The sequence below is a fragment of the Kitasatospora sp. NPDC005856 genome (assembly GCF_040629945.1).
In the GTDB taxonomy this organism is placed as follows: domain Bacteria; phylum Actinomycetota; class Actinomycetes; order Streptomycetales; family Streptomycetaceae; genus Kitasatospora.
Window position 1 is genome coordinate 1 of record NZ_JBEXWT010000143.1, and the last position, 15,585, is coordinate 15,585.

Genomic DNA, 15,585 nt, shown 5'->3' on the forward strand with positions numbered 1-15,585 from the left:
GCTCAGCACCCCATGAAGACACCTGATCCATAGTCACCACACCAGGATCAGTACCGCCGAGATCACCCACAAGGCAAGTGCCGCTGTAGTACTAGAAGACGTTCCGGAAGCTGGACGCCAACGCCGACCGGCACAGCGGCCCGCCGCGCAGGTCGACCTCGACCTGCGCGGCGGGCTCGGCGGGCCCCGAGGGGTCCTGCTCCAGGGGGCGGGCCGATCGGCCCGCCCCGCCGAGCGTCCGCTCAGGGGTCCACGACGGACGCGTGGGTGACGAAGAAGTACTGCTGGTCGACCTCGCCCTCCGCATCCACGACGTGGCCGGCCAGATGACTCAGGCTGCTCGCCTCGAAGGGGTTCTCGCCGGGGACCCGCACCACGTAGTCGTGTCCGTCGCTGTGCAGGACGAGGGCGTCACGCTCGCTCTTGGAACCCACGGCGACGCGCTCGATCGAGAGCTGCCCGCGAAGCCGGGTCTCCGTCACCGAGCCTCGATCTCGTCCACGGACACGATCGTCCCCGCCTGTTCGCGCACCGTGATGATGACATTGGTGGGTACGGGGGCGCCCGGGTCGCGCACGGCCTGCAACAGGTGCACGCGAGGAGGCTGTCCGAAGTCCTTCGGGGCGGCGTGGTCTTCGCCCTTCCAGACCGAGGCGAAGGACCGGATGGAGAACGACGGCGGCAGATCGTGCCGCTGGGCGATCTCCCGCAGGCGTGCCTCGAGTTCGGAGCTGAGTTCGCTGTTGGAGACCGGCTTGGGGACGGAGATGCTCTGCTCCAGCACGTGGGCGGCGAGTCTGGCCTCCCGGCGGCGCTCGGCCACGGCGGCGGGCGGGTCCACCTCGGCCGCCAGCGCCGATGGCAGTACCGGCTTGACCGAGGGGTCGCCCAGGAGGGTGAACTCCGCGATCGTCTTCAGGTCCTGCGGGAGGAGGTCGGTCTTGTTCTTCACGTAGTCCAGCCTCGCCTTGAGCGTGGCGTAACCGCTGGACTGGCCGTTGAGGGTTTCGCGGTAGACGTACTGGGTGATCAGATCGGCCTGGTCACAGGAGTCCGCCGGCCCGTACGCGATGACCGTGCTGCCGAAGAAGAGGACGGCGCCGCTGTGGAGGTAGGTGTTGCCCATGCCGGCCCGGGTCTGGGCGTCCGGCTGGTAGAGCTGCGCACCGTAGCAGGCCTCCGAGGCCACCACCGTTCCGGTGGTGAGGGGGTGGTCGACGTCGTCGGCCGAGAGGGCCACCGGGTAGCCGGATGCGCCCTGCCCGTACCAGTGGGGATCCTTGGGTGCGCCGTGGCAGTTGGCGAAGTGGCTCTTGGGCGCCAGGGCGCTCGCGGACCACGGCGAGCCGTCCGGCGGAACCAGGTGGAGCGCCGAGGCGTCGTTGAAGATGGTCGTCAGGTTCTCCTGGGTCGACTTCTCCCAGACCGCGGCGGAGAGCGCGAAGTACGCCTGGTAGGTGTCGCGTGGAGCGGGAGTGGCGGCGGCGGAGTACTTGACGAGGCTCACCAGGTAGTCCGGTTGGTGCTTTCCGGTGACGTCCGGGAGGCGGCCGACGACGCGGCTGGGGCTCGTGAAGTTGACCGGGTCCTGCTGGCCCTCGTCGTAGGTGGTCTCGCACGCGTACGGCAGGTCGCTGGGGATCGAGGGGTCGTCTCCGGTGGGGTCCTTCAGCGTCTGGTGCGGGATGACGTCGAAGCTGCCCAGGAGCATCAGGTAGTCCGGCTCGGCGTAGCGGAACACCGCGTCGATGGCGTCCTTGTTCTGCTTCTCGTCCGTCGCGCTCGTGACGACCGGCGCCTGGTACCGGGCCATGTCGTTCTTGTCGCTCAGATCCACCACGGTGGTGGTGATGCCGCGGTCCTGGTCGGCCTGGACCAGTTTCGCGAGTGCGGCCTTGACCGCGTCCACGTCGGGGTCCTGGTACCCCTTGTTCTTCAGGGCGGAGTAGTTGGTGACGACGATCTTGGTTGACGTGCCCACGTGGAATACCTTTCTGAGGGCGGATGGGGGAACGCGGCACCCGGTGACGCCCATCGGCCGTCACTTGGCGGGTGCCGTCCCCGTTGACTCGTGGGGCGGGCCGCACGGTCGACTCGTCCGGGTGGTCGGGGAACACACGCGGTGGTATCGGCCGGGCCGCGCGACGGAAGCCGCGTCAACGGCGCGCCGCGGGCCTCGGGGGGCGCCTGTCCGTGCACGCGTTCCGCGAGGCGGTGGCGAGATGTTTGTGTACTGACCCAGAGTCTGGCAAGGGCTGCGGGGCGCGGCATCTCGATCTTCACCGCTTCGCGGACCGGGCGGACGCGCGGTGCCGGGGCGATGCGGAGATTCCGTGCCCCGCAGCAGGTCACGAATCGCCGGAGAGCCGTGCGGTGCCGTCGACGTCGGCCGAGGGGCGCCGCGGCACGGTCGGGCGGTTGCCGGTGGGGGAGGCCGCGGTCGGGGAGGGGTCGTGGCGCGGTAGGGCGGCGATGGCGCCGGTGACGCCGAGGGAGACCGCGGCGCACAGCCACCAGACCGTGGTGTACGCCGACTCGGTGGGGACGGTGGTGCCCCGGACGGTCATCGCGGTGAGCACGGCGGCGAAGACGGCGCTGCCGATGCTGCCGCCGAGCGTCTTGGCGGTGCTGTAGAGCCCTGTGGCGATGCCGGTGCGGTCGGCCGGGCTGGCGTCGAGGACCAGGGCGGGCAGGGTGCTCAGGACGAGCCCGGTGCCGAATCCCAGCGCGGCGTTGAGCAGCGCGAACTGCCAGACCGCGTGGTGGGTGAGGACGAGGGCGGTGTAGCCGGCGGCGAGCAGGCAGCCGCCGAGGGCGGGCACCGCGCGGGTGCCCAGCCGCCTGCCCAGCGCGGGGGAGACGGTGGCGGCGGCGAAGGCGCAGATCCCGGCGGGGAACAGGACCCAGCCGATGCCGAGGGCGCCGTAGCCGAAGCCGTAGCCCTCCGTGCCGGGGGACGCGGCCAGGAACAGGGCCGCGGCGACCTGCGCGCCGTAGAGGGTGACGCCGAGCAGGAAGCCGGCCGCGTAGACCGGGAGCAGGCTGCGCCGGACGGTGGTCCTGATGTCCACCACGGGGTGCGGCGCCCGGAGTTCCACCCGCACCCAGACCGTCAGCACGATGACGGCGACCAGCAGGAGGGCGGTAGGAGCGGGGGTGGTCCAGCCGCTCTTGGACCCCTGTGACACGCCGGTCAGCAGCGCGGCGAGGCCGAGGCTCAGCAGAGCGGCGCCGGTCCAGTCGACGGCCCCGCGCGACCTGGTGGCGGACTCCGGTACGAGCAGGAACACGACGGCGGTGCAGAGCACGGTGGCGACCGCGGGGACGAGCAGGACGCCGTGCACACTCGGGACGGCCCGGCTGAGCAGTCCCGCGAGGACCATGCCGGTGCTGGATCCGAAGGTGAGGGCCCCGACGAGCAGCCCGACGGCGCGGCGGGCGCGCTGGGGGCCGAGCCGGTCGCGGACCAGGCCCATCTCCAGCGGCAGCAGGGCGGCCAGCGGGCCCTGGAGGACCCGGCCGAGGAGCAGCACGGCGACGGAGGGGGACCAGGCGACCAGCAGTGAGCCGGCGGCCAGGCTCGCCACCGCGACCCGCAGCACGCGCCGGTGTCCGTAGAGGTCGCCGAGGCGGCCGAGGAGCGGCACGCTGACCGCCGCGGCCAGCAGCTGGACGCCGGTCACCAGGTTGAGGTCGCCCGCGCTGATCGAGAGTTCCGTTCCCAGACGGGGGGTCAGCGCCGGCGTCATCCCCTGGATGATGCCGCTGGTGAGTTCGACGAAGATCAGGAACCCGACGGCCGCGGCGACACGGGTGTCGCTCCGGCCGGTGGTTGCGGAGCCTGTGGCAGCACGGACACGCGGCATGGATCCTCCGGCGAGCACGGTATGAGGTGGGGGAGCGGGACGGGGGAGCGGCAGGACGGAAGCGGGGGCGGCGGTCGGCTGCCGGGCCGGGTGAGCAGCCCGGCAGCCGACCGGTGTTCAGTCGCCCTGGCGCAGCAGCAGCTTGGCGATGCCGTTCTGCTGGATCTCGGAGGTGCCGGTCAGCACCCGGAACATGCGGACCTTGCGGAACAGGAACTCGACCTCGTTGCCCTGGGTGAGGCCCTCCTTGCCGTGGAGCTGCACGGCCTGGTCGAGGATTCGGAAGGCCGACTCGGCGACGAAGTACTTGCACATGAAGGCCTCCAGCCGGGGCACCGTGCCGGTGTCCAGGTCGGCCAGCGCGGCGTACGTCATGGCCCGCGCGGCGTAGAACTCGGTGGCCAGGTCGGCGAGTCTGTGCCGGACGGACTGGAGGTCGGCGAGCGGCGCGCCGTTCACGGTGCGGGTGCGCACGCGGTCCAGGGTCAGTGCGATCGCGCGGCGCGCCATGCCGAGGACGCTGGGGCAGTGCAGCAGGCGGTTGACGTTGACCCGGCCGAGGCCGAGCAGCAGCCCGTCGCCCTCCCGGCCGAGCAGGTTGGCGGCCGGGACGAAGCAGCCGTCGAGGACGATGTCGCTCTCGATGTGCTCGCCGGACATCGGGGTGGCGCCGTCGGCGACCCGGCAGCCGGGGCTGTCGAGGTCGACCACGAACGCGGAGAAGGTCTTCTCGGTGCCCTCCATCCGGGCGATCACGATGGCGAAGTCGGCGACCGGCCCGGCGCTGGAGAAGACCTTGTGGCCGGTGAGCCGGTAGCCACCGGGCTCGGGTACGGCGACGGTGCGCATCGCGCGCACGTCCGAGCCGGCGTCGGTTTCGGTGAGGGAGAAGCAGCAGGCGCGCTCGCCGCGCACGACGGGCAGGAAGTAGGTGTCGAGCTGCTGCGGGCTGGCGCCGGCGAGGATGTCGCCGACCCGCAGCGGGCCGCCCATCTCGCCGAGCACGCTGTGTCCGAGCACCCGCCCGCTCGCGCCGATCTCCTCCTTCAGCACGGCGAGTCGGGTGTGGGTCAGGCCCTGGCCGCCGAGTTCGGGCGGCAGGTGGATGCCGTAGAAGCCGAGTTCGCGGCTGCGCTTCCAGACGGGTTCCAGCAGGGCACGGGTGATCGGTGTCGCGGGGGTGACGCCGTGTTCGGCCTCGTAGGCGGCGAGTTCGCCGTCGAGGTAGTCGCGCAGCCGGCCGACCAGGTCGTGCAGCAGGGGGTCGGCGGTGTATTCGGGGTGGAGGGAGAAGAGCACGGGGGAGTCCTCAGTTGACGCGCCGGCCGGCGCCGGCCCAGTAGGTTTCGCGGACGGCCTTGCGGTCGACCTTGCCGTTGCGGTTGTGCGGGAGCACGGGGACGAAGTCCACCGAGCGGGGCTTCTTGAGCCGGTCCAGGCGGGCGGCGCAGAACTCGATCAGCTCGGTCTGGGCCAGTGCCGCGCCCGGGTGGAGGACGACCACGGCCTTGACCGCCTCGCCCCACCGCTCGTCCGGCACGCCCACCACGCAGGCCTCGAACACCGCCGGGTGCTCGTAGAGGGCCGCTTCGACCTCGGTGCTGTAGATGTTGAAGCCGCCGGAGATGATCATGTCCTTGATCCGGTCGACGATGAACAGGTAGCCGTCCTCGCGCATCCAGGCCAGGTCGCCGGTGTGGACCCAGCCGTCGCGGAAGGTCCGCGCGGACAGCTCCGGGTCGTTCCAGTACTCGGTGACGCAGTCCGGGCCGCGCACGATCAGCTCGCCGACCTCGCGGGGCGCCCGTTCGCGCCCCTGCTCGTCCACGATGCGGATCTCGCTGTCGTAGACGGCCCGGCCGCAGGAGGCCAGCAGCTCCGGGTCGGCGGCGACGGCGCGGGCGATCTCGGCGCCGGTCAGCCCGGCGACCACGCTGGTGGTCTCCGCCGTGCCGTAGCCCTGTCCGACGACCGGCCCGAACGCCGCGACGGCCTGCCGGAGCCGCTGCGGGGAGATCGGCGCCCCGCCGACCCGCAGGTCGGTGAGGCTGGACAGGTCGTACTCCGCCAGCTTCGGGTGGGCCAGCACCATGCCGAGCATCGCCGGCACCAGGAAGGTGGCGTCGATGCGCTCGTGTTCGACCGTGGCCAGGAAGGCCTCCACGTCCCAGGTGGGCAGCACGTGGATCGTGGTGCCGGCGAAGACGCAGGCCAGCAGCGCCATGCCGGACGCATGGGTGATCGGGCCGCAGGCCAGGTAACGGGTGCCCGGGCGGGGGCGGGGATCGCCCATCAGCTGCTTGCGCAGGTTGGCCAGACGGTTGCCGAAGGTCTGGGTGGCGGCCTTGAGCGCCCCGGTCGATCCGGAGCTGAAGTTGAGGACCGCCGGGTCCTGCGCCCGCACCTCGACGCTCACCGGTTCGACGGTGCCTTCGGCCAGCAGGTCCGCGTAGCAGGGCACTTCGGCGTCCGTGGGGTCGAACTGCACGGCCGCGCAGCCGGCTCCGGAGGCCTCGATCGCGGCCAGGGCGTCCGCGCGGTGCGCCGCGTCGAAGAGCAGGACGCGCACGGGGGCGTAGCCGAGGATGTGGGTGATCTCCGAGCGCCCCAGCCGGGCGTTGACGGGCGCCCGCAACAGGCCGGCCTTGTAGAGCGCGAACTCCACCACCAGCAGCTCGCCGCGGTTCCACGCCAGGCTCGCCACCGCGTCGCCGGGGCGCAGCCCGCGCGCCACCAGTGCCGAGGCGAGGCGGTTGGCGTCCTGCTCCAACTGCCGGAAGGTCCACGACCGTTCACCGCACACCAAGGCCGGCTCGTCGGGCCGGTAGCGGGCACTGCGGGTGAGGTAGGCGCCCAGGTTCATGTTCAACCCCTGACTGGTTTCCAAACATCAAGAACGTTTCCGGACAGGTTGTCCATTAACGTCTCGACTGTCAAGGGTCTCTATACTGGGAGTTCGCTGCGGCCCCGGCCGCCGCATCCGCATCCCCTGGATCGAAAGGTGACGATGGCCGAGGACAGGCGCACACGCCGGACCCGGCGCGCGCTGCGCGACGCCCTGGTGGCACTGGTGATGGAGCGCGGCTACGCGGCGCTCACCGTGGAGGACATCACCGAGCGGGCCGATGTCGCGCGCGCCACCTTCTACAGCCACTGCCGCGACAAGGACGCCCTCTTCACCAGGGTCACCACCGACCTGCTCCAGGAGCTGGGCGAACGCCTGCAGCCACTCGCCGACAAGTCGGACACCGGATTCACCGGGGAGCCGCTGCTCGCGCTGCTGCACCACGCCGAGGAGGAACGCGACCTCTACCGGGTCATCCTGCGCGGCGAGGGCGACGGCAAGCCCCTGCGCATGTTCACCGAGGAGGCGGTGCGCCGCATCTCGGCCGTCTTCCGCCGTCGGGCGGAGCAGAACCACCGTGAACCGCGCATCGACCCCGAGGTCATCGCCCGGGCCTGGGTCGGCGAGCACTTCGCCGTCATGCAGTGGTGGTTGGAGGGGGAGGAGGGCCGGATGCCGGCCGAGGGGCTGGCCGAGCTGCTCCTCGGCCTGTCCCGGCACGGGCGCTACTGGGCCAGTGGGTTCGATCCCGCCGACTGACCCCGTTGTGTGGTCGCCACCGGCCGTACGCCGCGGTCGCGGCGTACGGCCTGGCGTGAACTATCTTGCCATCAGCGGCCGTTGAGGTGCCGACCGATTTCGGTGAAGGCCTGGACGAGCGGGGCCTGCGGCGCGACCGGCGACATGACCTGGGAACCGTAGTGCACCACGACGAGGTCCAGGCCCGGTGAGACGAACAGCCGCTGGCCGTGGATGCCGCTGGCCATGAAGGACCCGTACGGGTCGTTGGGTATCCACCACAGGTCGTGGTACGAGAGCGTGGCCGGTGTCGTGGTCGGCGCTCCGGGGAACCGGACCCGGCGGGCGTAGCCGTCCGGCGCGCCGCTGACGATCGTGGTGGCGACGGCCTCCGGCACGACCTGCCGGTCGCCGACCGCGCCGCCGCGGCGCAGCATCTCGCCGAGCCGCGCGACGTCCCGCAGGGTCGCGCTGAAGCCTCCGCAGGCGGCTTCGACGCCCTCCCCGTCGAGCAGGTAGTAGGCGTCCTCCTCGGCGCCGATGTGCGACCAGAGGAGTTCGCTGAGCAGCTCCGACGTGCTGGTCCCGGTGATCCGGCGGAGGACCGCGGCGAGCGCCTCGACGTTGCCGTTCTCGTAGCGGAACTCGGTGCCGGGCTCGCCGGTGGCCCGTGCGGTGGCCAGGTGTTCGCCGATGCTGGTCGGCCCGGCGTACCCGTACGGGCGCAACTGCGGGGCCAGGACGGCGAAGTAGCGCTGGGCCTCCAGGGCCTTGTCGTACGGCCGGCCCGCGTAGCTCATCAGCGTGCCCATGTGGAGCAGGTGGTCGACCTCGGCGTCGCCGAAGGCGGTCCCGGCCAGCTCGGGGACGTACCTGCTGACCGGGGTGTGCCGGTCGAGCAGTCCCTGGTGTTCGAGGACCGCCGCCATCAGGCCGGTGTACGACTTCGCCGCCGAGGCGTTGAAGTGCGGCACGTGGGGCTCGTACCCGTGCAGGTAGCGCTCGAGGACGACGGCGCCCCGGTGCAGTACCAGGAAGGCGTCGGTCTGGGCCGCGGCGAACAGTTCGGACAGGCCGAGTTCGCGCCCGTTCGGCGCCGTGAAGCGCAGGCCGTCGAGATCGGCTTCGCGCACCGGCAACGGCTCGGCCCGGGTGCGGCCGCGCCAGACGCGGCGGCTGGGTACGGTCTCGCGCCCGGTGACCGCGTGGACGCGTACCCAGGCGGGATCGGTGTACCCGCGTGCCCAGATGAGGTCGGCCAGGGACCGCGGCGATGCCATGTGCACTCCTACCCATTAGACAGATTGAAAGATAACGTACAACCTGTCTGGAATCCAGGGCGCTTCAGGACCCCGGGGTGGGAGGAACGACTACACCGGGGGCGGCCCCGGGCACTCGGCAGAGGGGGAGGGCAGCGGGAGCAGGACGCGGAAGGTGCACCCCCGGCCCGGGGCGGTGTCGAGGGTGACCCGGCCGCCATGGGCGGCGACCAGGGCCTGGGCGATGGCGAGGCCGAGGCCGGAGCCGCCGGTGGCGCGGTCGCGGGAGTCGTCCGTGCGGTAGAAGCGGTCGAAGACCCGGTCGCGTTCGGTCCCGGTGAGGCCGGGCCCCTGGTCGGCGACCTCCAGGACGGCATGGGTGCCGACGGTGCCGACGCCGATCCGGATCGGGGTACCGGCCGGGGTGTGGGTGACGGCGTTGCCGATCAGGTTGGAGACGACCTGGCGGAGCCGGGCCTCGTCGGCGATCGCGGGAGCGCTGGAGGGCTTCCCGCCACCGGGGCCGGTGAGGGCGACCGGGCGGCTGTTGTCCAGCGCACGCACGTCGCGCAGGGCGTCGGCGGCCAGGGTGCGCAGGTCCATCGGTTCGAGGTCGAGGGCGAACGCCGGCGCCCGGCCGGGACCGGGGGCCGCGTTGTGGGCGTCCTCGTCGAGGCGGGCGAGCAGGAACATCTCTTCCACGAGCCGGGTGAGGCGTTGGGACTCCGCGGCGATCCGCGTCATGGTCCGGTCGAGGTCCTCGCGGGTGGACAGGGCGCCCATGCGGTAGAGGTCGGTGTAGCCCTTGATGCCGACCAGGGGCGTGCGGAGCTCGTGGCTGGCGTCGGCGAAGAACCGCCGCGCCCTCGACTCGGCCTCCGTACGGGCCCGGAACGCCGTGTCGATCCGGGTGAGCATCTGGTTGAGACAGTCGGCCAGGCGTCCCACCTCGGTGTGCGGAGCGGCCAGCTCGGGGACCCGGTGGGAGTAGTCGCCGGCGGTGATCGCCGTCGCGGTCTCCTCGATCCGGGTCAGCGGGCGCAGGCCGGAACGGACCGCGAACCAGCCGACGGCGGTCAGCACCGCGAGCAGGGCGGCGCCCATGGTCAGGGAGAGGTTCCGGGTCTTGGCGACGGTGCGGTCGACCTCGTCGAGTGCGGTCGCCACCACCACGCTGCCCCGCTCGCCGGGCGACTCCGGCGCGGCGAGCGGGGTGGGCTGGGTGAAGGCGACCACCCGCCACTCGTGCTCGCCGTCGTGGGAGGGCACGGTGAACGGGCGGCCCCCGTGGGCGAGGACGGCCTCGTGGTCGAGCAGGGGGAGTTCGGGGCCGCCACCGGGTGGCGTGGGGCTCACGTCGAACGCCCTGCGGGTGGCGCCGCTGTCGTCGAGGTAGGTCACGGTGGTGTCCCCGAGGACGCCCAGGGCCTGCACGCCCGTCGGGGTACCGGTGCCGGCGGGTGGCGAGAGGCGGGCCGCGACCTGGCCGGTCAGGACGAGCCGGTCGTCGACCCGGTCCTGGAGGTATCCGTGCAGGGCGGCGGTGACGAGCAGCCCCGTGCCGAGCAGGCCGACGGCGACCAGGGCGATGGACAGGCAGAGCAGGCGCGTGCGCAGCGACAGTCCGTTCAGCCCGCGCCGGAGCGACGACGGGAGGCGCGGTCCCGGAGCCGGAGCCGCGGCCGGTGCCGACGGCGCGGACCCCGTCACGGCCGGGGCCCGCGGATCACGTACCCCACACCGCGGACGGTGTGGATGAGCTTGGGCTCGTCGGTGTCGATCTTGCGGCGCAGATAGCTGATGTAGGTGTCGACGATGCCGGCGTCACCGCCGAAGTCGTACTCCCACACGCTCTCCAGGATCTGGTTCTTCGTCATGGTCCGTCCGGCGTTCGTCACCAGGAAGTGCAGCAGGCGGAACTCGGTCGGCGACAGCCGCACGCTGCGCCCCGCCCGGCTGACGTGGTGGCTGTCGGGCTCGATCGCCAGGTCGCCGACGGTGATCCGGGCCGCCTGCTCGCCCCGGGTGCGCCGCAGGACGGCGTGGATCCGGGCGATGAGCTCCTCCAGGTCGAAGGGCTTGGTGATGTAGTCGTCACCGCCGAGGCTCAGGCCGTGCAGGAGGTCCTGGCGGTCCTCGCGCGCGGTGACGAACAGGACCGGCACGGCTCCACCCCGGCCCGGGTGGGGCTCCCTGGGCTGGGCCCGCAGCCGGCGGATCACCTCGAAGCCGTCCAGGTCGGGGAGCATGACGTCGAGCAGGACGAGATCGGGTGTGTGCCGCGCGGCGAGGTCGAGGGCTTCCCGTCCGGTGCCCGCGGCGTCGACGTCGAAGCCGGCGTAGCGCAGGGCGGTGCGCAGCAGTTCCCGGACGGTGGGCTCGTCGTCGACGACGAGCAGGTGGTCCGGTCGGTCCCCCCTGGGTCGCGCCGGGGGTGTCGGTGCCGCCATGGTGTGGATCGCCGCCTTCGGGGACAGGGTTGGTCGGGGCTCTCCCAGGAGATCACACGGAGCTCAGGAGGCGGGGTCGGAGGAGCGGGGGGACGATGCCGAGCGGGCGAGCGTGGGGGCGGCGCCCCGGGGCGTGGTCCCGGGAGCCCGGTCGGCCCGGTCGCGGCGACGGGCCCGCCGCTCGTGGAAGCGGCTGCCGCCGTAGCCCGCGAGGGCGCCCAGGGCGACGGCGGCGAGCGCCGACAGTCCCGGACGTCCGTCGAGACCGGCGGTCATGCCCCCCATCTCGTTGCCCATGAGGCTGATGCCGATCCGCAGTGACCCGCCGGCCGCCAGGGGCAGCAGGAGGACCGGCAGGCCGAGCGCGATCCCCAGGCGCATGGCGGTCTCGGTGTGCCGGCTGAACACGGCCTGGGCCTCCTCCCGCCGGCCGCGCGCCGGAGTGCGGGCGGCGGCGAGGTACCCGGCGGTCACGGCCAGGAGCAGCATGAGCAGCAGCCCGATCAACCACAGCGGCACACCCGCGCCCGACCAGCCGCCGAGGCTCAGGGCCCTGTCCGTGTTCGCCGTGTCGCTCTGGGCGCCGCCGCCGAACATGCCGAACATCCCGCCGCCCTGGGGCTTCAGGCGGTGCATGCCGGCCTCCCACGGGGTCCCCAGTCCGGAGGTGAGCAGCACGGCGACCAGGTTCGGGCCGAGGAGGAGCAGGGCCCCGGCGGCCTTGGCCGCCTGCTCCCGGCCGGTCAGGGCGGCGCCGCCGGCCAGGAGGGCGACGACCAGGACCGTGCAGCACAGCGCGGCGGCGATTCCGGTCAACGTGGACGTGACGGCGTGCCACCTCAGCCGTACCGGGCCCAGGGTGAGGGGGCGCGACAGGGTCGTCCGCCGGGCCGCGACGCAGCCGATGCCGAGGACCACGCACACCCACAGCAGACCGAAGAAGACCGTCACCGCCGTGTCGGTGTCGAAGAGCACCGAGGACAGTCCCGAGGTGAGGCCGCCGCCACCGCCGCCGAACCGGCCCCCGAGTCCTCCGGCGCCGCCCTTGCCGAACCGTTCCGTCACGCCCTCCGGCAGATGTGCCGTGCCGTGCGCCGCGCCGGCCAGCAGGGGGAAGGCCACCGCCGCGACCGACACCGCGCCGCCGAACCGGGCCCACAGCATCTCCGAGGCGGGCTGCGGCCGCCGGTACAGGGGCCGGAAGAACCCGATCGCCAGGACGGCCGTGCCCAGGAAGGTCAGGGTCAGGGGCGTCACCGAGACCAGTCCGGTCAGGCCGAGGTCCAGACCGCCGCCCCCGCCCAGTCCGCCGAGCAACCCGCCGAGGCCGCCGCCGAATCCGTCCCCGCCGAGCCCGCCATCGCCGCCGCCGGACCCGGGGGAGGCCGCCGACCTCACGGTGATGTCGCCGCCGAAGGCCATGCCCATCAGCGCCGGCACCAGGCTGGAAGCCGGAGCGATCGTACCGGCGCCCAGGGCGGTCAGTGCCGCCCAGGCGGCGGCGGCCATGGCCATCAGGGCGGCCACGGTGGACAGCGCTCCTTCGAGGACGTGGCGCCAGAGCGCGCGGGGAGGAACGGGGCGCGGCGGGGCGGCGGGCATGAGTGGCCTCCGGTGTGGGTGGGGATGCGGGACGGACGGTTCCGGAGGGCAGGCGGGGGAGCGCTGTCCTACCGGAGGGGGAGCGGAAGGCTCAGGTGCGGGACGCTCGGTGGCTTCCGCTTCCGGAGGCTTCGGCGACAGGTGCCGGGCCCTCGCCGGGTGACGCCTCGGCCGTCACGGACAGGGCCGCGTGCGGGGCCCGTTCGAGCCGCTCGCCCTCGACGTCGAGATCGGGCAGGAGCCGGTCCAGCCAGCCGGGCAGGTGCCAGGCCCGCCGGCCGAGCAGCGCCAGGACGGCCGGCACGAGCGTCATGCGGACGACGAAGGCGTCGAGGAGGACGGCCGCGGCCAGCCCGAAGCCGATGGTCTTGAGCATCTGTTCGTCCGAGCCCAGGAACGAGGCGAACACCGAGATCATGATCACCGCCGCGGCGGTCACCACCCGCGCGCTGTGCTCGAAGCCGCTGATCACGGCTTCGACCGGCGACCGCCCGTGCACGTACGCCTCGCGCATCCTGGTGACCAGGAACACCTCGTAGTCCATGGCGAGGCCGAAGACGACACCGACCATGAAGATCGGCATCATCGACATCACCGGGCCGGGTTCCGCGACCCCGAGCAGGGACCCGAGCCAGCCCCACTGGAACACCGCGACCACCGCGCCCAGTCCGGCCACGACCGACAGCAGGAAGCCCAGCGCCGCCTTGAGCGGCACCAGCAGGGACCGGAAGACGGCGATCAGCAGCACGAACGCCAGGCCGACCACGAGCCCCAGGTACGGGACCAGCGCCTCGGACAGCTTCTGCGAGACGTCCGCGTTCATCGCGGTCGACCCGGCGACGAGCACCCGGGCGCCGCTGTCCGCGGCGAGCGCCGGATCGCGCAGCGCGTGCACGAGGTCGCTCGTCCGCGTGCTGCCCGGGGGTGTGGTCGGGACGACGGTCAGGACGGCGGTGTCGCCGGACTCGTTGAGCTTCGGCTGCCCGACGGCCGCGACGTCCGGCCGACCGCCGAGCTTCTCGGCGACGCCGTGCGCGGCGGCCTGGGCGCTGCCCCCGCCGTCGGCCTGGACCACCACGGTCAGCGGGCCGTTGTAGCCCGGGCCGAAGCCCTCGGAGATCAGGTCGTAGGCCCGGCGCTGGGTCGTCGAGACGGGCTTGCTCTCGTCGCCCGGCAGACCCATGTCCAGGGAGGCCGCCGGAACCGCGACCACGCCGAGCAGGGCGACGCCGCCCAGCAGGACGGCGACCGGCCGCCTGACCACGAACCGCGCCCAGCGCACCCCCAGGCCCGGCCGGGGCCCGCCGTTCGCGGCGGCCCTCCGGCGGCGCGGGCGGGCCGGACCGATCCGGCGGCCGCAGATCCCGAGCAGGGCGGGAATCAGGGTGACGGCGATCAGCACCGCCATGACGACCGTGCCGGCCGCGGCGAGGCCCATCTGCGTCAGCAGTGGGATGCCCACCACGAACAGTCCGGCGAGGGCGATCACCACGGTCAGACCGGCGAACACCACCGCCGACCCGGCGGTTCCCACCGCGTGGCCGGCCGCCTCCTCGCGGCTGCGGCCACGGGCGAGTTCGGCCCGGTAGCGGGAGACCACGAACAGGGCGTAGTCGATGCCGACGGCCAGCCCGATCATCGTGGCGAGGCCCGTCGTCGTCGAGCCGAGACCGAGCGGCTGCGCCAGCACCCGGATGGCCAACCCGCTGATGCCCACTCCCAGGACGGCGGTGAGCAGCGGAAGCCCCGCTGCCAGCAGCGAGCCGAACGTGACGACGAGCACCACGGCGGCCACCAGCAGGCCCAGGCCCTCCGAGGAATGCCCGCCGGGCGTCGCGTTGACGGCGTTGCCGCCGACCTCGACGGACAACTCCGGCGAGCGCGCCTGCTCGACGGTCGCCAGCAGCGCGCCGCGCGAGCCGTCCTCCAGCTTCGACGCGGGCACCCGGTAGGAGACCTGCGCGTACGCGGTCGTGCCGTCCCCGCTCACCGACCGCGCGGTGAACGGGTCGGTCACCCGCGCGACCTGCGGATCACTGCCGAGCGCCGCGACCGTCCTGCCGATCGCCTCCTTCGCACCCGGATCGGTGACCTTGCCGTCCTGCGCGCGGAAGACCACCCGGGCCGTCGCACCGTCGGCGTCCAGCTCCGGGAACCCCTCCTGCAGCACGTCGTACGCCTGCTGCGCCTGAGTACCCGGCATGGAGAAGTCGTTCGGCGGCGGGGCTGCGGCCCGCCCGGCCAACACCCCCGTCCCCAGGAGCAGTCCCACCCACAACAGGGCCACCAGCCAGTGTCTCCGGAAGGAGAACCGGCCCAGCCCGGAAAGGAACGCGGCCACAGCAAGGCTCCACATCAGTCGGCGATCATCGGAAAACCGGCACTGACGTTTTCAGTCCTCTCTGGCGGCCTCCGGAGAGAATCTGTGAGCCCTCTGAGAACCCGGGCCGCTGTCCCCGGCCGGAACGACGGCGCCCGGCCACTCCTCCGGTTTCCGCGCCGTGATTCCCAGGAAGCTCTTCCACTCCGGTCGCCGACACGGACGTGCTCCGGCTGGAGCCCGGTGGCCGGCCACCGCATCGGCCGACCACGGTGAATCGGGGACCTTCGGCCTTGAGCGAGTGCACCTACCGACCCCAGCGGACTCCGGGCCGGGACGGTGGGATGAAGGCAACGCGGTACCGGTGGACACCGGAACCGCCTTCGTCACCGTCAGAAGGGCAGCACCATCATGAAGGCCGCCGTCGTCCGCGATTTCACCGCACCGCTGGTCGTCGAGGAGCGTCCGGTGCCCGAGCCGGCCGCGCACCAGGTCCGGGTCCGGA

The 15,585-nt window shown here is 72.7% G+C and carries 11 protein-coding genes; 1 reads left to right on the forward strand and 10 read right to left on the reverse strand.

The features are described 5' to 3' along the window. Nucleotides 1-242 precede the first annotated feature (242 nt). The 5 genes from ABZ449_RS39950 to ABZ449_RS39970 form a co-directional block, all read right to left on the reverse strand. Complete coding sequence (locus tag ABZ449_RS39950; RefSeq protein WP_360356478.1) at nucleotides 243-482, reverse strand: hypothetical protein; 240 nt, start codon at nucleotides 480-482, stop codon at nucleotides 243-245. Then, nucleotides 479-1,981, reverse strand: a complete 1,503-nt coding sequence (locus ABZ449_RS39955; RefSeq protein ID WP_360356481.1) for a C25 family cysteine peptidase — start codon at nucleotides 1,979-1,981, stop codon at nucleotides 479-481. The genes ABZ449_RS39950 and ABZ449_RS39955 overlap by 4 nt, the downstream gene beginning before the upstream one ends. Before the next feature lie 367 nt (nucleotides 1,982-2,348). After that, a complete protein-coding gene (locus ABZ449_RS39960) occupies nucleotides 2,349-3,866 on the reverse strand; it encodes an MFS transporter (protein ID WP_360356484.1) in 1,518 nt (505 codons plus the stop codon). Between the two features lie 117 nt (nucleotides 3,867-3,983). Next, nucleotides 3,984-5,165, reverse strand: coding sequence for an acyl-CoA dehydrogenase family protein (locus ABZ449_RS39965; protein WP_360356486.1), 1,182 nt, complete (start codon nucleotides 5,163-5,165; stop codon nucleotides 3,984-3,986). A gap of 10 nt (nucleotides 5,166-5,175) precedes the next feature. Continuing rightward, on the reverse strand, nucleotides 5,176-6,729 hold the full coding sequence (locus ABZ449_RS39970) for an AMP-binding protein (protein ID WP_360356489.1): 1,554 nt from the start codon (nucleotides 6,727-6,729) through the stop codon (nucleotides 5,176-5,178). 144 nt (nucleotides 6,730-6,873) lie between these two features. On the opposite strand from ABZ449_RS39970, the gene ABZ449_RS39975 reads away from it, so the two are divergent. After that, entirely contained in the window at nucleotides 6,874-7,470 is a 597-nt protein-coding gene (locus tag ABZ449_RS39975; RefSeq protein ID WP_360356492.1) for a TetR/AcrR family transcriptional regulator, read from the forward strand. Between the two features lie 71 nt (nucleotides 7,471-7,541). On the opposite strand, the gene ABZ449_RS39980 is transcribed toward ABZ449_RS39975, so the two are convergent. The 5 genes from ABZ449_RS39980 to ABZ449_RS40000 form a co-directional block, all read right to left on the reverse strand. Further along, nucleotides 7,542-8,729, reverse strand: a complete 1,188-nt coding sequence (locus ABZ449_RS39980) for a serine hydrolase (protein WP_360356494.1) — start codon at nucleotides 8,727-8,729, stop codon at nucleotides 7,542-7,544. Nucleotides 8,730-8,819: 90 nt separating this feature from the next. Further along, on the reverse strand, nucleotides 8,820-10,418 hold the full coding sequence (locus tag ABZ449_RS39985; protein ID WP_360356497.1) for an ATP-binding protein: 1,599 nt from the start codon (nucleotides 10,416-10,418) through the stop codon (nucleotides 8,820-8,822). Then, entirely contained in the window at nucleotides 10,415-11,158 is a 744-nt protein-coding gene (locus ABZ449_RS39990; protein ID WP_360356499.1) for a response regulator transcription factor, read from the reverse strand. The genes ABZ449_RS39985 and ABZ449_RS39990 overlap by 4 nt, the downstream gene beginning before the upstream one ends. 63 nt (nucleotides 11,159-11,221) lie before the next feature. Further along, on the reverse strand, nucleotides 11,222-12,760 hold the full coding sequence (locus tag ABZ449_RS39995) for a streptophobe family protein (RefSeq protein ID WP_360356502.1): 1,539 nt from the start codon (nucleotides 12,758-12,760) through the stop codon (nucleotides 11,222-11,224). Nucleotides 12,761-12,851: 91 nt separating this feature from the next. Continuing rightward, entirely contained in the window at nucleotides 12,852-15,101 is a 2,250-nt protein-coding gene (locus ABZ449_RS40000; RefSeq protein WP_360356505.1) for an MMPL family transporter, read from the reverse strand. Between the last annotated feature and the right edge of the window lie 484 nt (nucleotides 15,102-15,585).

What these genes read in the sequence shown, in the direction of transcription:
- ABZ449_RS39975 (WP_360356492.1), top strand. Translation starts at nt 6,874, where the DNA reads ATGGCCGAGGACAGGCGCACACGCCGGACCCGGCGCGCGCTGCGCGAC.
- ABZ449_RS39990 (WP_360356499.1), bottom strand. Translation starts at nt 11,158, where the DNA reads ATGGCGGCACCGACACCCCCGGCGCGACCCAGGGGGGACCGACCGGAC.
- ABZ449_RS39960 (WP_360356484.1), bottom strand. Translation starts at nt 3,866, where the DNA reads ATGCCGCGTGTCCGTGCTGCCACAGGCTCCGCAACCACCGGCCGGAGC.
- ABZ449_RS39995 (WP_360356502.1), bottom strand. Translation starts at nt 12,760, where the DNA reads ATGCCCGCCGCCCCGCCGCGCCCCGTTCCTCCCCGCGCGCTCTGGCGC.
- ABZ449_RS39970 (WP_360356489.1), bottom strand. Translation starts at nt 6,729, where the DNA reads ATGAACCTGGGCGCCTACCTCACCCGCAGTGCCCGCTACCGGCCCGAC.
- ABZ449_RS39980 (WP_360356494.1), bottom strand. Translation starts at nt 8,729, where the DNA reads ATGGCATCGCCGCGGTCCCTGGCCGACCTCATCTGGGCACGCGGGTAC.